Genomic DNA, 18,358 nt, shown 5'->3' on the forward strand with positions numbered 1-18,358 from the left:
TGACTACCGATTGCTTGTTGCGGATTTGCTTGTTGCGGATTTACTGATAACCGATGCTGAAATCGTGACCCCACAAGCTCACTGCGGTGGCCTCGTAGACGCTGTGTTTTTCCCAATCGACCACCAGTCCGCCGAAGCCGTATTCAATGTCGAAACCGCCCGGGGTTTTCATGTAGAACGAAGTCATCAGGTCGTTGCAGTGACGTCCCAGCGTGGCCGACATCTTGACGCCGTGTTGCTTGACACGGTCCAGCGCGCGTCCGACTTCATCCATGGCAGGCACTTCCACCATCGCGTGCACGCAGCCGCTGGCCATCGGCAGTTCGAAAATGCCGAGGCTGTGATGACGGTTGTTATTACAGTGGAGGAAATAGATACGTTTCTCCGGTTCGGCCGGATCCGGGGTAAAGCGCACCCGGTAGATATCGGACAGCTTGAACCCCAGCACTTCGGACAGGAATTGATAGGTCGTATCGAAATTCGGCGCAGGCAGCACGACGTGGCCCAGGCCCATATCGCCGGTAACGAAATTCGGCACGCCAACCGGTGACACAAACCGTTTGAAATCGGATTTCATGCCCCAGAAGATTTCATGCCGGTTATTCGACGGATCGATAAACCAGAGCATTTGCTGGACCCGCCGCGCGCTGCAGGTGGCGCTGTCGGCCAGGTGGAATTTCAGATCGCGCTCCGCGAGCAATTGTTGCGCCGCAGCGAACGCTTCGACATCGGGCACTTCCCAGCCGGTGGCAAAATAGCCGTCGCGTTCACCGTTGATCACGGCGAAGCGGAAAGCCCGCTCATCCATCTTCAGGTACAGGCCGCCATCTGGCGCATCGTCAACCATCATGCCCAGCACCTGCTCGCCATAGCTGCGCCAGGCGGCGGTATTGGTTGATTCAACCACGATGTAGCCTAAACCGCGAATGTCCATCCGATTTTCCAACCGATTTTCTAACATGTTTCGCTCCCGCTTCCATTAGTGTATGGAATCGATTCTGCGAGAAATAAGGAGTGGCTACATCGTCTGATAAGACTATCGGCCCGTGAAGAGGGTGAAATTAAGCAAAAATACTTCAAAACAAAAAAAAGCGAGAACTGCCGGCTGTCACACCGATAGTTCTCGCCATACTCTTGCCATGCCCGCCGACGTTCGTCGGCGCGGCCCGCATAAATCAGGCAGCAATCGCCTTTCAGACATCCAGCGCCAACTGCCCGTTATCGATACGCAACTCGCTGCCATTGATAAAGCGCGACTCGTCTGACGCCAAAAACAGCACCAGATTGGCGATATCCTGCGGCAGGCACATGCGCGCCATCGGATCGCCTTTGATTTCGCCCACAGTCGACGGATCGACGCCGGCCATCAGATTAGCGACCATTGGCGTCAGAATCCCGTCCGGATGCAGCGAATTGCAACGCACCTTGTAACCACGTTGTTTGCAATGCGCAGCCACGCTGCGGGTCAACGCCGTCACCGCACCTTTGGAGGCACTGTAGGCGCAGAAGCTGGGCATGCCGGAGATTGCCGCCAGCGACGCCATGTTGATGATCGCACCGCCTCGGTCTTTCATCGCTGATACAGCGTATTTGCAGCCGAGGAAGTAGCCATCGGCATTGATCCGTTGCATTTTCTGCCAGGCTTCGAGCGAAGTATCCTCGATGGTGCCAAATGCCAGAATCGCCGCATTGTTGACCAGCACATCCAGGCGGCCGAATTTCTTCAGTGTCGCCGCCAGCACGTTTTTCCAATCGTCTTCACTCGAAATGTCGTGTTGCAGTGCCAATGCAGAGGCGCCGATTTCCTCGGCAACCGCTTGCACACCCGCGACGTTGACATCAGTCAGCACCACGCGTGCGCCTTCGCGTGCCAGCAATAGTGCGTTTTCCTTACCGACGCCGCTGGCCGCTCCTGTGATCAGTACAACTTTTCCTTCAACCCGACCCATCTTGATCTCCTTGTTAGATGTTTAGAATGTTTATCGATGGCGATAAATTTTGCATGTGTTCTTTGGCAGTTTTCAAGCGTATGCGAGGTTCTGCGTCAATGCTGCCGAGGTGGCATAAGCGCCATCGACGTAGACCAGCGGCGAGACCGGCCCGCCGACCAATACCCGCTTGATCCTGCCGATGAAAATGGTATGCGTGCCGTAATCGTAGTGGCCATCCTGCTCGCAGATCAGGTTGGCCTGGGCCTCCGCCAGATAGGGGGTGCCGTCTGCATGGGTGTGCCAGTTGCCTTCTGAAAACCGTGCTTCGCCTTTCAGCTTTCCAGCACAGATCCGGGCGATGTCACACTGGTCGGCGGCCAGGATATTCACGCAGAACGGCGCTCCGCGTGACAACGGCGTGTAAATCGAACATGACTGGTTGACGCAGATCAGCAGCGATGGCGGCGCGGTCGACAGGGAATCGACCGCACTGGCGGACATTGCATAGCGTTGTCCGCCATGGCTGCAAGTGATCACACTCACCGACTTCGCCAGGCGTCGCATGGCCTGCAGCATGTCATCGCGCAACTTGTCCTGATCCTGGTTTGTATTCATGCTGATTTCTCCAATGACAGTCGGCGCGATTGAGCGTCTCGGCGACCCCGACTAGGCGTCCCCGACTAGGCGTCCCCGTCATTCCCGCGAACGCGGGAATCCAAGGTGCAGATAACATGGATCCTCGCGTTGCGGGGATGACGCAGTTGATTACGTCAACGCGTTATACCGGATCACTTACAACTCAGATAAAGAAATCCGTATTCTTTTGCCCCATCAGCACGCCGCCGTAATTGCGGCCGAACGGATCGATGTTATTTGCCACGTGCGCGCGCGCCGCATGCAAATCCAGGAAGGTGCGCGTAATCGGATTGCTCAGGTAGATGCCGCGGCCGCCGCAATAACGCAACAGACGATTGACGTGTGTCGCGCAGCGCTCAGCCACCGCCGCCGACTGGAACCGGTATTCGACCCGGGTCTCAACCGGTATCGCCTGGCCGTCGCGTGCCGCCTGCATCATGCTGCTGAAATTGCGCAACAGGACCAGCCGCATTTCGTCGACCGCTGCCTGGGCTTCAGCGCAGGCAATTTGGGCACCGGCGTCTTCGGTCGTCTTTTGTCCGGTATTGACGCTGACCCGCTTGGCGGCTTGCTCGCGAAACAGATTGACCGCGCCCTGCAAAGCGCCGATCGAGGCGGTCGACACCGCCCGCACAAATATCTGCGCGAACGGCAAACGATATAAAGGCGCGGTATTGACCGCATTGCCGGGGCTGTTGCACATAAAGCCATCGATTGATTTGTGTGTGCGGTAATCCGGCACAAAAGCGCCTTCAACCACGATGTCATGGCTGCCGGTGCCCTTCAGGCCTAGCACATCCCAGTTGCGCACTACCTGGTAATCGCGCCGCGGGACCAGGAAAGTGCGATATTCGGGTGCAGTCTCGCCTGCCTTTGGCGGGATCAAGCCGCCCAGCAAAACCCAGTCGCAATGCTCGCTGCCGCTGGAAAATCCCCAGCGCCCGGAAAACTGGAAGCCGCCTTCAACCGGTACCACCTTGCCCACCGGCATATAGGTGGAGGATGTCAGCACAGTGCCGTTCTCGCCCCACACTTCTTGCTGGGCACGCTCGTCAAACAGCGCCAGCTGCCAATTATGGACCGCCACAACGCCATACACCCAGGCGCTCGACATGCAGCCCTCGGCGATCGTCATCTGGATCTGGTAGAACACTTCCGGATCCATTTCATAGCCGCCGAAGCGCTTCGGTTGCAAGACCCGGAAAAATCCGGCGCGCTGGAAATCGGCAATGGTTTCATCCGGTACTTTTTGCGCCTGTTCGGCTTGCGCCGCCCTTTGCGCCAGCAACGGCACCAGTTGCCGCGCACGCGCGATCAGGTCGGCCGCGGTGACGGCGGCTGAAGCCTCGGGGTAAATTGCGTGTGACGGTGAAATCTCGACCATTGTCTGTGACATGAATGTGCTCCGCTATTTTCTGGCGCCCGGCATCGGATGACGGCCGGACTCTTCTTTGGTGTATGAATATGTTTATGCATTAAAGGACAGCCAACATCGTCCAAAAAGACTACTGGCTGCTGGTTGGCCGCGCATTGGCAACCGCACCGTTTCAAGCGCCGCCGGGATTCCACACTGCCGGCCAGTCATCCGGCCGCAGCAAGGCGTCAGTACCGCCGTCGAGCCAGATCACCGAGCCGCACATGAAACTGGCTTCTGCGCTTAACATAAAAGCAATCAATGCCGCCACCTCCTCCGGCCGGCCGGCGCGCCCTTGCGGGATCGGGAAAGCATCGAACATGCGCGCCATCTCCGGATCGCTGCGCCCCTCGGCTACCAAGGCGGTTGCTATCAATCCCGGTGCGATGGCGTTAAGGCGGATGCCGGCGCCGATCCAGTCCGGGGTAGGGGCCTGGCGCCGTACATGGCGAGCCACGGCGGCCTTGCTGGCGGGATAAGCCAACAGCGGACCGAACTCGTTTGCCAAGGTCGCAGCATGCGCCTGGTCGCCGCTCAAGAAAGCATCCACCAAGGTTTGCGGCCACCCAGGCTGAACGCTGGCTGAATTGGAACTGACCGCCACCACCGATGCATTGCCGGCAGCCGCCAGCAACGGCCGCAGCCCCGCCAGCAATACCGTCGTACCGAAATAATTGACCGCTGCTACCTCGGCGCCGCTGCGATGTGGAAAACCGCCGATTCCGGCGCAGGTCACCAGGCCATCCAGATGCGGGCCGGCCAGTTCCGTAATGCCCTTGATGGCCGATTGCCGCCCCGCTTCGCTACCCAGGTCGCACATGACTTCGGCGTCCTGCCGGTCTACCGTAATCACGCGGTGTCCCTGTTGCTGCAAGCGCGCTGTGGTGGCTGCGCCAATGCCTGATGCCGATCCGGTTACCGCAATAATGCCCATGCGTCCTGTCTCCTGAAATGAATTGTGTAATCAATGATGGTCGCGCCGTACTTTGCGCTTCACTCTATGCCTGTACTTCCGACCCTCAGCCGCCTGCCAGCCGGGCTGCGGCCAGTTGCGACAGATCCCGCTTGAGCACCTTATTCGAGGCCGTCAATGGAAAAGAAGAAAATTCCAGCATGTGGCGCGGCACCTTGTAGTTGGCCATGCGCTGGCGCGACCAGGCAAACAGCTCGTCCGCGGCCAACGCGCTGCCTGCCCGCAAAATGACGCATGCGCAACCTGCTTCGCCCATGCGTTCGTCAGGGATGCCAACCACGGCGACCTGGGCAATCGCCGGATGCTCGGCCAGCATTCTTTCTATTTCGGCGGGGTAGCAATTGAAGCCGCCGACAATGAACATATCCTTGATACGATCGGTGATGCGCAGATAACCGCGTTCGTCCAACACACCGACGTCGCCGGTGCGCAGCCAGCCATCGGCGTCGATGGCATCGCGGGTGGCTGCTTCGTCTTCAAAATAACCGAGCATCACGTGATAGCCGCGCACCACCACTTCGCCCGGTTCGCCGATGGCGACGTCGCGCCCCGATTCGTCGACGCAACGCAGTTCGGTGCCAGGCAAGGCCTTGCCGCAAGTACTGGCAACGGTTTCCGCACTGTCGGCGGGATCGCAGAGCGTGGCGACGCCGCCGCATTCGGTCAATCCATAGGCTGTCGTCACGTGCTGGAATCCAAGCTCTTCACGCATGCGCTGGATCAGGATCGGCGGCACCGTGGCAGCGCCGGTGACGGTCGCCTTGAGCGAGCTGATATCGAACGACGACAATTGCGGATGCGCCAGCATATTCAGGAATAGCGTCGGCGGCCCCGGCAGGAAGTGAATCCGTTCTTGTGCAATCCGCTGCAGCACCTGCTCGGTATCGAACACCAGATGCGGGAATACTGTCGCGCCGCAGATGAACGCTGCAACCCATCCGGCCTTGTAGCCGAAGGTGTGGAAGAACGGGTTGACGATCAGATAATTATCCCCTTCTTCCAGCCCTACCACCTTGGCCCATTCGGTGAAGGCACGGATGGTTGGTCCATGTGCCGCCATCACTCCTTTGGGCCGGCCGGTGGTGCCAGAAGTAAACATCAGGTCGGCCACGCTGCCGGCATGCAGCGACTGTTCGCGCTGGCGTACATGCGACAAAGGCACGGCTTGCGCCTGCTGCAAGAAATCCGGCCAGCTAATGTTGTCACTGCGGTTGTCACTGCGGTTGTCACTGCGGTTGTCACTGCGGTTGCCACTGCTGCTATCTGCAACGTCGTCGCGCAACACCACCAGATGCCGCAGCCCCGCCGGCCGCAGCCCGCTCAGCAAATCTGGATAATATTGCCCGAGGAAGTCGCCGATGCAGAATAAGACCTTGGCATGGCTGCGTTCCAGAATATCGGCGACTTCGCTACCCTTCATGCGCGTATTGATCGGCACCAGCACAGCGGCCGCCATATGGATCCCGCAGGCCGCGATAATCCATTCATGCAAATTAGGCGCCCAGACCGCAACCCTGTCGCCAGCCTCCACGCCCAGCGCGATCAGGGCCGCCGCTGCTTGCTCGCTGCGGCGCACCAGGTCTGTGTAGGTAATCGATACGGCGCCATCGACAATCGCCAGCCGCTGTGGAAAGCGCGCTGCGGCCCGACGAATCATTTGCGGCAGCGTTTGCGGCAATTCTTTACCAGCGTGGCTCATGTCATTCAAAGACGCACTCATTTTTGCACTCATTGTCTTTTGCTACTCCGGAAACTTGATACGGACACGGCTACTCATCGGCACTGCCTGGCAACTTAACGTCCAGGCCTTGGAAAGATCTTTCTGGTCAAGGACGTCGTTGTGGCGCAGATGCACCTTGCCGTCGACGACCTGGCACATGCAGGAGCCGCACATGCCGGCCTGGCAGGAATTCGGGGTATTCAATCCGGCGCGCACGGCGGCTTCCAGCAGGGTTTCGTTACCGCCGCAGGGAATGATGTGCACTGCGCCGTCCAGCGATATCTCCAGCTCCGCTTGCTCGACGCCGTCGACGGGCGCGGGGGTTACAGCCGCAGTTGCGCCGCCGGCATCGGCCTCGTCCGGCAACGACACGAAGCGCTCGACATGAATTTTTTCAGGTGCGATGTCAGTGCACTGCAAGGCGGCGACAGCGGCGTCCATGAATGGCGTCGGGCCGCAGATGAAGGCCTGGGCCTGGTGCCACGGTGCGGCAAATTCTGCCAGCTGCGCCACCGACGGTATGCCTTGCACCGAATCCAGCCAATGAATCACTTGCAGCCGCGTCGGATGGGCCGCGGCCAGGGCGTTGAGCTGATCGCGGAAAATCACCGAGCGCTCATCGCGATTGGCATAAATCAGGCAGATGCGGCCGCTACCGCCAGCCAGGACCGCCCGCAAGATGGAAAATACCGGCGTCACGCCGCTGCCACCGGCAAACAGCAGGAAATCGCCATCCAGCGTACGCGGTGTAAACACCCCTGCCGGCGGCATGACTTCCAGCAAATCGCCGGCTTTCACCTGATCGCAGATCCAGTTCGAACCGCGCCCGCCGTTGACCCGTTTGATGGTGACGCGCAGCGTATCGTCGATGGCCGGTGTGCTGGACATGGAATAACAGCGAGGTACATGTCGCCCCTGCAACGGCAGCCGCAGCGTCAGGAATTGCCCTGAACGGTAGCGAAATGAATCGGCCAGATCGGCTGGCACATCGAGTAGCAGAGACTTGGCGTCGTGCGTTTCATCGACCACGGCACGTACCCGCAAGCCGTGATAACGGGAGGCCGGCGGGTGCAGCATCGGCTGCGCCAATGCCAGGTCAACATCATGTTCCACTACGTCTCCTTCATCCTGCATTTCTGATTTGAGGCCGCTTTTTGTCAATGCCAGCCTGGTTTTTAATGATCGTCTCACCCGTGCCTTTTCGATTCATCGTCTATCCGGACTAATTGCTGCGCAAACGCGCCGAATAGTCCAAGTGAAGGATTTGCGGCGTCGCCATAAGCGGCATGCTGTGCCTAGGCTGTGTATTGCCGATGCAGCGAATAAAGAAAACACCATGAGGAGACAACCGTGCATACCCAACGCGTATTTGATACCAAAGACTTTCGCAATGCCTTAGGCATGTTTGCTACCGGCGTCACCATCGTCACCGCCCGTGCGGAGGACGGCACTGCCGTCGGCGTCACCGCCAACAGCTTCAATTCGGTATCGATGCAGCCGCCGCTGGTGCTTTGGAGCCTGGCCAAAACTTCGCGCAACCTGTCGGTGTTCTGCGGCAAGCAGCATTGGAATGTCCATATCCTGTCGAATGAACAAGAAACACTGTCGAATCGTTTCGCCCGTTCCGGCGAAGACAAATTCGCCGGCCTGGAACTCGATCCCGGCGCCACCGACGCACCGTTGATCCCGCATTGCAGCGCCCGCTTCCAGTGCCGCACCATGTTCCAGTACGAAGGCGGCGACCACATCATCTTCGTGGGTGAAGTGATCGATTACAACCGTACCGAACGGCCGCCGCTGCTGTACGTGACCGGCGGCTATGCGCTGGCCACGCCCAAGTCGGCCGCGGTATCGACTGAACCGCAAGCCAACCTGCCAGCATCGTTATTTTCGGAAGATATGCTGGGCTACCTGCTGGGCCGCGCCCACTATCAGTTCCTCGCCGGCATCCGGCCGATACTGCAGCAACGCGCTTTGTCCGATGCCGATTTCTTCATCCTGTCGCTGCTGAGCGTTCGCGCCGCCATGTCCGCTCAAGATATTGCAACGCATATGGCTTACACCGGATTCAACATCGATGCTACCTGCCTGGAATTGCTGTGCGAACGTGAGCTGCTATGCAAGGAAGGAGGCGCAGCAACCGTTTACCGGCTGGGCGCACCGGGGCGCGACGCCATCCTGCATCTGCTGGCGGCGGCCAAATCGATTGAAGCCGACTTGACCGGCCGTATCGGCGAAATCGAAGCGGTATCCCTGCGCAACCTGCTAAAGCGCGCAATCCTTAACAGCGATCCCGGCTTGCCGAAACTGTGGACAGCCGACGCTCAGGCCGTGGCCCCGAACTGAAGCTTGCGAATTGAAACCGGCGCCGCCGCGGCATATCGTCCAAACAGAGTATGCGTCCGGCCCGGGTATCGGGAACAATCGGAGAGCGCGGTCTTGGTGCATCAAATTCAATGCGTCACGTTCATGACGTAAATTCAAACGTAAATTCGAAACGCAAATTCGAAACGCAAATTCAGAACCACACATTCAGGAGACATAATGGCCACAACAAAAGAATACCGGCTCGGTGAGTTCACCTTCCCCCGCGGCTGGTTCATGATCGCCGACGCTGAAGAGCTGAATACGAATAAGCCTTTGGCGGTCCGATTTTTCGGCAAGGATTTCGCTTTATATCGCGGCCAGGCCACCGGCAAGGTAGTGTTGCTGGATGCTTATTGTCCGCACATGAAGACGCATCTGGCGGTGAACACTACATCCTATGTGGTGCTCGACCGCGGCGGCAGCAACATTGAAGGCGATGGCATCCGCTGTCCATATCATGCCTGGCGTTTCGGCCCCGATGGCAAATGCGACGACATCCCGCTGCACCAGGGACCGATTCCGGCAACCGCCTGCGTCAAATCCTGGACCGTGGTCGAAAGCCTGGGTGCGATCTGGGTCTGGTACGACCCGGAAGGCGGCGATCCGGAATGGCAACATCCATCGCTGCCGCAGTGGGACGATACATCCTGGGTGCGCTGGCAATTCGATCATCTGGGCATCCTTGGGCAGCATCCGATGGAAGTGGTCGACAACATCGCCGACTATGCCCACCTGGGCCCGATCCATGGCTCGACCGTCGAGAGATACGAGAACGAATTTGTCGGCCATACCGCCATACAACGCCAGTGCGGACCGCATCGCACCCTGGTCGGCGCCGATGGCGTCAGCCCTATCCTGCACACCGACACCACCTATCACGGCCCGGGCGTTCTGATCTCTTACCTGAGCGGCATGTTCGATTCGATCATGCTGATCACGCACACACCGGTCGAAGATGGCTCGATCAAAGTCTGGCACGCATTGCTGGTCAAATCACCCGGCAACAACGCGCAGGTGACGGAATCGGACACGGCGGCTGCACGTCAGTTCCAGGCAGGGGCGCTGCACGCCTTCATGCAGGATTTCGAAGTCTGGGGCAACAAAGCACCTTGCCTGACCGGCTTGTTCCTGCCGAGCGACGGCCCTTACATGAAAGCGCGCACATGGTACAAGCAATTCTTTAATCCGCGCGCAAAAAAACAAGAGTTCCTGGAACAGTGCGAAGGCGTATACGTGCCGCGCGGCGCCGTCCCTTATACCAACGCAGCGTAACCCTTCTTGTTTAGGAAATCCGCTATGACTGGTGTAATCGAACCTGCAACCGGCCCTGACTCGGCGACCTGGTTCTCTGCGGTGGAAGCAGCTCAGGCAACACATGAGCCGAGCCAGATTGCCTGGCATGAAGAAACCGATTTTGTCGTGGTCGGTTACGGTGGCGCAGGCGTAGCGGCTGCGCTGCAAGCGACTGAACAAGGATTGCAGGTCATCGCGCTGGATCGCTTTGAAGGTGGCGGATCGACGGCGATGAACGGCGGCGTGGTCTATGCCGGCGGCGGCACGGCGATACAAAAGCAGGCCGGCGTTGACGATGATCCGGATGAAATGTTCAGGTACCTGCAGGAAGAAGTCCAGGGCGTTGTCAGCGATGCGACGCTAAGGCGGTTTTGCGAGGAAAGCCCGGCGATGATCGATTGGCTGATGGCGCACGGGGTTTTGTTCGATGCCACGATTTATCGTAAGAAGACCTCGTACCCTCCTCTCAAGTACTTTCTTTATCATCCGGACAGTTCCATGTCGGCAGCCCGCGCAGCGGTCGCCAAACCGGCTGCGCGCGGTCACAAGGTCTGGTCGCTGCATAACAACAAGACCGGCACCGGTTACGGCGCGGCGCTGTTTGCGCCATTGAAGGAGGCGGCACAGCGCCTGGGCGTGAAGCAGTTGAAAAACGCCGAGGTGCGGCAACTGATGCTCGATGCCGGTGGCCGCGTCATCGGCGTCAAGGTCCTGCTATTTCCGGCTGACAGCGCCGCTATTGAAAAATATACCCGCTATCAGGCCAAGGCAAAAAAATATCTGCTGGCGCTGCCGCCATCGTTTCCAGGCGCGGGCTTGACGGCCGGTATCGCCAATTACTACTTGCGCAAGGCCGAAGCTTTGGCGCGCGTGCATCAGGTCGAACGGCTTATCCGCGCCTGGCATGGCGTCTGTCTTAGCGCCGGTGGATTTATTTTCAACCGCGACATGATCCGCCACTACGCGCCGAAGTACCAGGCCGGCATGCCGCTTGGGAATCCCGGCGACGACGGTAGCGGCATACGCCTCGGACAAACCGCAGGTGGCGCGGTCAGCCGCTTGCAGCATGTCAGCGCCTGGCGCTTCATCAATCCGCCGCTGGCTTTTTCCAAAGGGATGATGGTCAACGCCGATGGCGCCAGGTTCTGCGACGAATCGCTGTATGGCGCGGCGATCGGCTACCAGATGTGCGAAGAGCAGCAAGGCAAAGGCTATCTGATCCTGGACGCCAAGCTATATCGCGAAATATGGCGGCAAGTGTTCAAGGATCAGCTGCTGCCGTTCCAGCGCGATCCGGCCATCCTGGCGTTGCTGTTCGAGCGCCGTAAAGGGGCCAGCATTGCGGCACTGGCACAGAAATGCGGCTTTTCCGGTGCCACGCTGGAAGCGGCGATAGCCACTTATAACCGTGCCGCCACGGGCCAGCAGCCGGATCCTTTCGGCAAAGGCGCAGCGGATATGTCAGCGCTCACTGACGGCCCGTTTTATGCCATCGACGTCTCGGTTACCAGCAAGCTGTTCCCGTTGCCGGTGCTCACGCTTGGCGGGCTGGTCGTCGATGAGCAAAGCGGCCAGGTGAAGCGGCCTGACGACACGGTGATTGACGGTCTGTACGCTGCGGGTAGAACTGCTATCGGTGTTTGTTCGCATCTCTATGTGAGCGGCCTGTCTGCGGCCGACTGCATTTTTTCCGGGCGGCGTGCCGGTGCGCATGCGGCTGCAGTGGCGTTGAGGAAGTCATCGGTCTCGGCAGAAACCGATCCGGTATTGCGTACTGAAATTGCGTAGTTCTGCTATGTAGTTCTGCTGTGTAGTTCTGCTGTGTAGTTCTGCTGTGTAGTTCTGCTGTGTAGTTCTATATTATGTAGTGCTGTCTTGCTGCAGATGCCGATAGAGATTAATCGGCATCTGCAGAATCACGATACATCGCTAATGCCTGTGATTCACATCCGCTGCGATGATATATTGCCACCATCCACCACGATCTCGGAAGCCGTTATGTAGCTGGCTTCATCGGACAGCAGGAAACGCACCACTCGCCCTACTTCTTCCGGCTGCCCCATGCGTCCCAGCAGGATACGCTTTTCGAAGGTTCCCTTCGGCAGGTAGTCGATGGCTGGCTGCAGCATCGGCGTGACGATCTGTCCCGGCGAAACGCAATTGATACGCACGCCGTCCATGCCCAGGCGATCCGCCAGCGACCGCACCATAGCCAGCATGCCACCCTTTGCGGCGCTGTAGACCGGATTGACATGATTACCCAGCGTAGCGTTGATGGAGGCGATTCCCACCACGGCGGAACCGGGATTGGCCTTGAAGTCGGGCAGCAAGGCTTGCACCAGCAGGATCAGCGGCCGCAAATGGGTATTGATGCCGGCCTCCCATACCGCCAGCGTCACGCCTTCCAGCGAGCCGGTATCGACCACGCCGGCAGCATGGACCAGGCCGCCAATCCTGGCGAGCGCCGCGCGGGTGGTTTGCAAGGCGCCGGCCAGGGCATCGGCATTGCTGAGATCGACGCACACGCCGATCGCCTCCACGCCAAACTCAGCCTTCAGGGCAGCCGCAGCAGCGCTGGCCTTGTCGCCGTTAATGTCCCACAAAGCCACGGCCCGGCCGGCTTGCGCCAAGGCGCGCGCCGACGCCAGGCCGATGCCGGATGCGCCGCCGGTAACGATCACGGCGGTGTTAGGGGAATTTAACGCGATGCTCATAAAAACTCCTGAAGAATGAATCAAATGAAAGAAAGGATACGAGACGAAACCGTAACTGGAATCAGGAAATAAAAATAATCGATATCCGGGCGCCGTGACACCTTTAAACAGACTAGAAGCACGTCGAAAGGCTGCAATCCCATCCCTCTGCGGAAATCCCCGAATTCCTGGTCTCCCAGTCTATCCCATGCGGCAATTTGCGCCAGCCGGAAAATACGCGCGACCTAGTCCAAATGAAAGTGTTGGGAATCCGATCAACCACATAAGCTGTGCCATCAGATCAATCAGATCAGTAGAGGAAATTATGATGACCGGCAAGACAGCAAAGCGTGATGATCTTCGGGTAGTGGTGATGGGAGCGGGCATGGCCGGCATCCTGAGCGGCATCAAGCTGCGCGAGGCAGGTTTCAGCAACACCGTCATCTATGAAAAGGCGGCCCGGGTCGGCGGCACCTGGCGCGAAAACACCTATCCCGGCCTGACCTGCGACGTACCGTCCCATGCCTACACCTATTCGTTCGAGCCGAATCCGGACTGGAGCTACATGCTGCCTCCCGGCGCCGAAGTGCAGGATTACTTCGAACGTACCGCAAAAAAATACAAAATCGACGAAATGATTCGCTTCAACGAGGAAATCATCCGTTGCGAATTCAAGAACGGCCGTTGGCATCTCGACATGAAAAGCGGCCTGCACGATGAAGCAGATATCGTGATTGCCGCCACCGGCGTGCTGCACCATCCCAGCCTGCCCACCATTCCAGGGCTGGATAAGTTCCAGGGCACGATGTTCCACAGTTCCCGCTGGGATCACAGCGTGCCGCTGGACGGCCGCCGCATCGGCGTCATCGGCAACGGTTCGACCGGCGTGCAACTGATCTGCGCGCTGGCCGGGCGCGCCGCCAAAGTCCAGCATTTCCAGCGTACGGCCCAATGGATCATGCCGGTAGAAAACACGCCATTCACCGAAGAACAGAAGGCGGCGTTTCGCGCTGACCGGGCGCTGTTGCACAGCGTGCAAAACGACGCTACCTACCTGGCTAACGTCGAACGGTTCACCAACGCCGTGGCGGATGCCACTTCGCCTGAAATCGCCCAGATAGAAGCGATCGTGCTGGACAACCTGGAGCAAAGCGTGGCCGATCCGGTACTGCGTGAAAAGCTCCGGCCTAACTATCGCGCTGCCTGCAAACGCCTGATTTTTTCTCCGAGCTATTACAGCGCGATCCAGCATCCCGACGCCGAACTGGTGACCGATGGCATCGAATGCATCGAAGCTACCGGCATCCGCACCCGCGACGGCCGTCTGCACGCGCTGGATCTGCTGGTGCTGGCAACCGGCTTCAAGGCTGATCAATTCATGCGGCCAATGAACGTGGTCGGCCGCAACGGCGTCAAGCTCAACGATGTCTGGGCCAAGCGGCCGAACGCCTATCTGGCGGTGGCGATTCCGGAGTTTCCTAATTTCTTCATGCTGAACGGCCCTACCGGTCCGGTCGGCAATTTTTCGCTAATCGACGTCGCCGAGCAGCAATGGGGCTATATCGCACAACTGATCGAGCGTTTGCGCTCCGGCGCATCTCAGGAAATTGCTGTCACCCAGAGCGCAATGGATACCTATGAACAGGCGCGGCTGGCGGCGGCCAAGAACACCATCTTCGCCTCGGGTTGCAACAGCTGGTATCTCGATGCTGAAGGCGTGCCGGCCAGCTGGCCGTGGAGTTACGGCCGTTTCAAGGAAGCGATGGCAGCGCCGCAGCTGGATGCTTTCGGGTTGAAAGCTTGAACGCGCTTAGCCGGATTAAAGAGTAGTGCGTAGTGCGTAGTGCGAAGTGAGAAGTGAGAAGTGTGCATTTGCAGTGGCCGATAAAAGCCGGAGGAGACACCGGCTCGGCTGAAGTTGAGAGGGCGCATGTTCAATCAATGACCATGTTCCCACCAAATCTAACTGGCAAAAAAAGGATGACAATGAAAAAAATAATCATGTTCACAATGGCCGCGGCACTGGTATCGGTACAAGCCGCCGCCCATGAGTCCGAGGCAAACCGGGCGCACCCATCTTCACCGTTGAATATTCTCGTGACCAATGACGACGGCACCGAATCGTCGACCGTCAATGCGCTGTATCAGCGCCTGACAGCGGCCGGCCACCACGTCATCATCTCGTCCGAAGTTTGCGACAATAGCGGCAAAGGCGGCGCCCTGGATTTTCTGCGTCCGATCGGTCCTTTGCCGGCGACCAACTGCGGCGCCAAGCCGAGTCGTGGCGGCGTCTTGAGCGCTGGCGCGCCGGGCGTTGGCACACTGCCCGGTATGCCGTATGCCTACTATGTCAACAGCACGCCGGTCGCGGCAACCTTGTTCGGCATCGATATCGCCTCTAAACAGGTGTTCCGGCAAGCACCTGATCTAGTCATCTCAGGCCCCAACTACGGCAACAATACCGGTCTCATCGATAACAACTCCGGTACTGTCAATGCTGCGCTGATTGCCATCAATCGTGGCATTCCGGCGATTGCCGTCAGCGCGGAACAGCCGCAAACTTACAAGCCGTTCAATCAACTGGCTGCAGGCGATCCCGAGTATGAAGTGGCGGACGTGGTGGTCAGGCTGGTGAAAGAATTGCAGCAGCGTAAAGAGGTAGCTGGCGATGCTCTTCTGCCACGAGGAATCGGCTTGAACGTCAACCTGCCGAAATTCGCCAAAGGTACTGCGGCGACGTTGCCGGTCAAATTCAGCAAGATCGGCCTGGCTACCGTTGCCCTGCCCTATTTCGTAGAGGATCTGTCGACCGACCCGCTGGCGAAATCGTATCTGGCACAGGCCTTTCCGAACGGCGTTCCTGCTTATCCAGGCGTGACGCTGGTGCTCAATCAAGGGCCGGTTCCGGCCGGACTGAAGTATGTCCCGGACACCAACCCTGATTCGGAACAAAACGTCGTCAACTCCGGTGCGATCGCTATTTCAGTGATGCAGGGAACACCGCAGGCTCCACGCGCTCAAGAAGCAATAATGCGCGCCAAACTGATCAACTTTGCCCGGTAAACTCTGCCTCGCATGTCATTGTTGCATCGCCGATATCGCGCTTCAGTCTTAGCCTGAAAGCGATATCGGCAAATCACCCGAACATCCCTCCGAATAGCTTTAGCGCGCCGACTTCCCGCTTACCAGAGACGCTGCCAGACGCCCGACTTCTGCCAGCGCAGCATCGCGGATGGCGGCTGGCGCCTTGGTCTCTGTCAGATAAGCGGTAACCACTAACGGGGCACGGTCGGGAGGAAACAGAATGCCGATATCGTTGGTCGTGCCGTGGACACCCGAACCAGTCTTGTCCGCCACACGCCAACCGATTGGCAGTAATGCGCGCAGGCGTTTGTCGCCGGTCGTATTGGCAAGCAGCCAGTTTGTCAGCTGCTTGCGCGAATCGGCAGACAGGGCCGTTCCCAGCACTAGCTGACGTACCGTGGACAACATCGCGTTCGGCGAGGTGGTGTCGCGCGGATCGCCAGGAGTTGCTTCGTTAAGTTCCGGTTCGATGCGGTCGAGCCGGGTCACTTTGTCGTCGAGGGAACGGACGTAGGCCGTCAGGTGAGACGGGCCGCCAAAGCTGTGCAGCAACAAATTGGCTGCTGTGTTATCGCTCAGCGTGATGGCCGCTTCGCACAGTTCAGCCACCGACATGCCGCCGGCGCCAGTATGCTTCTCGGTAGCGGGTGAATAGGGAACCAGATCGGCAGCTTCGTAGCGAATGCGCCGCGCCAGTTGTTCCTGTCCCTGATCCACGCGTTTCAGCGTCAGTCCCGCAGCCAGCAACTTGAAGGTGCTGCACATCGGAAAACGTTCGTCGCCGCGGTAGGCATGGGCTTGTCCGTTATGGGTGTCAAGGATGGCGACACCGAGACGGCCACCACTTTTGGCTTCAATTTCACGCAATTGCAGGGTGACCGGATCGGAGCCGGATGCGGCCTTGGCAGCATTACCCACAAAGGCCCAGGATTTCTGTGTGTGACTACTTAAAACCAGGGCACCGAGAGCTGCCCCGAGATTGCCTGCAAACTGTCGTCGCTTCATATTTTTCCTCTAAATTTGAATGAACACGGCGTCACGATAACGTTGCCAAGCTTATCGTTCAAGCTACAATATCCAAGCTAAGCCATAAGAAAAACTATCTCATCCGGAGAATTGCATGCATCTTCCTCTGAACGCCTTACGCGCTTTCGAAGTCTCGGCACGCTTCCTCAGTTTCACCCGCGCCGCCTCCGAGTTGAATGTCACGCAAGCCGCGATCAGCCAACAGGTGAAGAATCTGGAGGAACGGCTGGGTGTGCAGTTGTTCCGCCGGCTACCGCGCGGACTGGCGCTCACCGCCGAGGGCATCGCCCTGCTGCCGGTATTGGCGGAATCCTTCAGCCGCATCGGCTCGGTCCTGGAACAATTCGGCGACGGCCGCTCGCGCGAAGTGTTGACCGTGGGCGCTGTCGGCACGTTTGCCGTCGGCTGGCTGATCCCGCGCCTGCGCGATTTCCAGCAAGCCCATCCCTTCGTCGATTTCCGCCTGTTCACCAACAATAACCGCGTCGATATCGCCGGCGAAGGCCTCGACTACGCAATTCGCTTCGGCGACGGCGCCTGGCACGCAACCGAAGCCGAAGCGCTACTGGCTGCACCGCTGTCGCCGATGTGCTCGCCGGCAGTAGCATCATTCCTGCGCGATCCAAGCGACCTGGCGGCGCAAATATTATTACGCTCCTACCGAACCGACGAATGGTCCACCTGGTTCGCCGCAGCAGATTTGCCCTGCCCCTTGCTCAGAGGCACCGTGTTCGATTCATCACTCACCATGGCCGAAGCAGCAGCACAAGGCGCCGGCGTAGCTCTGCTGCCAGCCCGCATGTTCACCCGCGAACTGCAACACGGCCGCCTGACACGCCCGTTCGACATCGAGATAGCCAGCGGCAGCTACTGGCTGACCCGCCTAAAATCCAAACAAGTCACCCCCGCAATGCAAGCTTTCAGAGAATGGCTGCTCCAAACCGCCAAGCAGTAATCCCCAAATTAATTCGACTCTGACCCCAATTAAGTACGAATTTCAAAATCAATTCGACTCTGACCCTAATTGTTTTCAAAAACAATTAGAACAATTAGGGTCAGAGTCAATTTAATTGAAAAACAATTGGGGTCAGAGTCGAATGGCACTTACTTAAACGCTAAGTGCATGAATTATTGAGGAAAAACAGGCTGGCGTGATGGTAAGCTTAAGTCGCCAAACCATCGCCCCCATCGAAGAGCCAGCCCACATGCATAATAATCGTT

The 18,358-nt window shown here is 58.5% G+C and carries 15 protein-coding genes; 6 read left to right on the top strand and 9 right to left on the bottom strand.

Going from position 1 to position 18,358, the window contains the following annotated elements; all coding sequences use genetic code 11:
- Positions 1-40 precede the first annotated feature (40 nt).
- The 7 genes from KHU29_RS20050 to KHU29_RS20080 all read right to left on the bottom strand — a co-directional run bounded on the left by KHU29_RS20050 (position 41) and on the right by KHU29_RS20080 (position 7,751).
- Positions 41-934: a VOC family protein gene (locus KHU29_RS20050; RefSeq protein WP_211455098.1), complete on the bottom strand. Its 894-nt coding sequence runs from the start codon at positions 932-934 to the stop codon at positions 41-43.
- A 259-nt stretch (positions 935-1,193) separates the two neighbouring features.
- A complete protein-coding gene (locus KHU29_RS20055) occupies positions 1,194-1,949 on the bottom strand; it encodes a glucose 1-dehydrogenase (RefSeq protein WP_211455099.1) in 756 nt (251 codons plus the stop codon).
- Between the two features lie 72 nt (positions 1,950-2,021).
- Positions 2,022-2,546: a flavin reductase family protein gene (locus tag KHU29_RS20060; RefSeq protein ID WP_211455100.1), complete on the bottom strand. Its 525-nt coding sequence runs from the start codon at positions 2,544-2,546 to the stop codon at positions 2,022-2,024.
- A 184-nt stretch (positions 2,547-2,730) separates the two neighbouring features.
- On the bottom strand, positions 2,731-3,924 hold the full coding sequence (locus tag KHU29_RS20065; protein WP_425514499.1) for an acyl-CoA dehydrogenase family protein: 1,194 nt from the start codon (positions 3,922-3,924) through the stop codon (positions 2,731-2,733).
- A 190-nt stretch (positions 3,925-4,114) separates the two neighbouring features.
- Positions 4,115-4,915 carry an SDR family oxidoreductase gene (locus KHU29_RS20070; protein ID WP_211455101.1) on the bottom strand — a complete coding sequence of 267 codons (801 nt, stop codon included), beginning with the start codon at positions 4,913-4,915 and terminating at the stop codon, positions 4,115-4,117.
- An 85-nt stretch (positions 4,916-5,000) separates the two neighbouring features.
- Entirely contained in the window at positions 5,001-6,674 is a 1,674-nt protein-coding gene (locus tag KHU29_RS20075) for a FadD3 family acyl-CoA ligase (protein ID WP_246542348.1), read from the bottom strand.
- 21 nt (positions 6,675-6,695) lie between these two features.
- The gene (locus tag KHU29_RS20080; protein ID WP_211455112.1) at positions 6,696-7,751 is read right to left on the bottom strand and encodes a ferredoxin--NADP reductase; all 1,056 of its coding nucleotides are present in this window, start codon (positions 7,749-7,751) and stop codon (positions 6,696-6,698) included.
- 273 nt (positions 7,752-8,024) lie between these two features.
- Here KHU29_RS20080 and KHU29_RS20085 point away from each other — a divergent pair, with 273 nt between their 5' ends.
- The 3 genes from KHU29_RS20085 to KHU29_RS20095 all read left to right on the top strand — a co-directional run bounded on the left by KHU29_RS20085 (position 8,025) and on the right by KHU29_RS20095 (position 12,122).
- A complete protein-coding gene (locus KHU29_RS20085) occupies positions 8,025-9,020 on the top strand; it encodes a flavin reductase (RefSeq protein WP_343216080.1) in 996 nt (331 codons plus the stop codon).
- Positions 9,021-9,218: 198 nt separating this feature from the next.
- On the top strand, positions 9,219-10,313 hold the full coding sequence (locus tag KHU29_RS20090; protein ID WP_211455102.1) for an aromatic ring-hydroxylating dioxygenase subunit alpha: 1,095 nt from the start codon (positions 9,219-9,221) through the stop codon (positions 10,311-10,313).
- 24 nt (positions 10,314-10,337) lie between these two features.
- The gene (locus KHU29_RS20095; protein WP_211455103.1) at positions 10,338-12,122 is read left to right on the top strand and encodes an FAD-binding protein; all 1,785 of its coding nucleotides are present in this window, start codon (positions 10,338-10,340) and stop codon (positions 12,120-12,122) included.
- Positions 12,123-12,277: 155 nt separating this feature from the next.
- Here the strand turns inward: KHU29_RS20095 and KHU29_RS20100 are convergent, their stop codons facing one another.
- On the bottom strand, positions 12,278-13,048 hold the full coding sequence (locus KHU29_RS20100; RefSeq protein ID WP_211455104.1) for an SDR family NAD(P)-dependent oxidoreductase: 771 nt from the start codon (positions 13,046-13,048) through the stop codon (positions 12,278-12,280).
- A gap of 307 nt (positions 13,049-13,355) precedes the next feature.
- Here KHU29_RS20100 and KHU29_RS20105 point away from each other — a divergent pair, with 307 nt between their 5' ends.
- Entirely contained in the window at positions 13,356-14,831 is a 1,476-nt protein-coding gene (locus KHU29_RS20105; protein ID WP_211455105.1) for a flavin-containing monooxygenase, read from the top strand.
- A 182-nt stretch (positions 14,832-15,013) separates the two neighbouring features.
- Positions 15,014-16,090, top strand: a complete 1,077-nt coding sequence (locus KHU29_RS20110) for a 5'/3'-nucleotidase SurE (RefSeq protein WP_211455106.1) — start codon at positions 15,014-15,016, stop codon at positions 16,088-16,090.
- 99 nt (positions 16,091-16,189) lie between these two features.
- On the opposite strand, the gene bla is transcribed toward KHU29_RS20110, so the two are convergent.
- Positions 16,190-17,116 carry a class A beta-lactamase gene (bla, locus tag KHU29_RS20115; RefSeq protein ID WP_211455107.1) on the bottom strand — a complete coding sequence of 309 codons (927 nt, stop codon included), beginning with the start codon at positions 17,114-17,116 and terminating at the stop codon, positions 16,190-16,192.
- Between the two features lie 115 nt (positions 17,117-17,231).
- Here bla and KHU29_RS20120 point away from each other — a divergent pair, with 115 nt between their 5' ends.
- A complete protein-coding gene (locus tag KHU29_RS20120; protein WP_211455108.1) occupies positions 17,232-18,092 on the top strand; it encodes a LysR family transcriptional regulator in 861 nt (286 codons plus the stop codon).
- Positions 18,093-18,358: the final 266 nt, after the last annotated feature.

The organism is Collimonas antrihumi, assembly GCF_018304965.1.
GTDB lineage: Bacteria > Pseudomonadota > Gammaproteobacteria > Burkholderiales > Burkholderiaceae_D > Collimonas > Collimonas antrihumi.

Excerpts from the sequence above, each read along its gene's own strand:
- KHU29_RS20120 (WP_211455108.1), top strand. The coding sequence starts at position 17,232 with ATGCATCTTCCTCTGAACGCCTTACGCGCTTTCGAAGTCTCGGCACGC.
- KHU29_RS20095 (WP_211455103.1), top strand. The coding sequence starts at position 10,338 with ATGACTGGTGTAATCGAACCTGCAACCGGCCCTGACTCGGCGACCTGG.
- bla (WP_211455107.1), bottom strand. The coding sequence starts at position 17,116 with ATGAAGCGACGACAGTTTGCAGGCAATCTCGGGGCAGCTCTCGGTGCC.
- KHU29_RS20100 (WP_211455104.1), bottom strand. The coding sequence starts at position 13,048 with ATGAGCATCGCGTTAAATTCCCCTAACACCGCCGTGATCGTTACCGGC.
- KHU29_RS20070 (WP_211455101.1), bottom strand. The coding sequence starts at position 4,915 with ATGGGCATTATTGCGGTAACCGGATCGGCATCAGGCATTGGCGCAGCC.
- KHU29_RS20080 (WP_211455112.1), bottom strand. The coding sequence starts at position 7,751 with ATGCTGCACCCGCCGGCCTCCCGTTATCACGGCTTGCGGGTACGTGCC.
- KHU29_RS20060 (WP_211455100.1), bottom strand. The coding sequence starts at position 2,546 with ATGAATACAAACCAGGATCAGGACAAGTTGCGCGATGACATGCTGCAG.
- KHU29_RS20105 (WP_211455105.1), top strand. The coding sequence starts at position 13,356 with ATGACCGGCAAGACAGCAAAGCGTGATGATCTTCGGGTAGTGGTGATG.
- KHU29_RS20110 (WP_211455106.1), top strand. The coding sequence starts at position 15,014 with ATGAAAAAAATAATCATGTTCACAATGGCCGCGGCACTGGTATCGGTA.
- KHU29_RS20075 (WP_246542348.1), bottom strand. The coding sequence starts at position 6,674 with ATGAGTGCGTCTTTGAATGACATGAGCCACGCTGGTAAAGAATTGCCG.
- KHU29_RS20050 (WP_211455098.1), bottom strand. The coding sequence starts at position 934 with ATGGACATTCGCGGTTTAGGCTACATCGTGGTTGAATCAACCAATACC.
- KHU29_RS20090 (WP_211455102.1), top strand. The coding sequence starts at position 9,219 with ATGGCCACAACAAAAGAATACCGGCTCGGTGAGTTCACCTTCCCCCGC.
- KHU29_RS20055 (WP_211455099.1), bottom strand. The coding sequence starts at position 1,949 with ATGGGTCGGGTTGAAGGAAAAGTTGTACTGATCACAGGAGCGGCCAGC.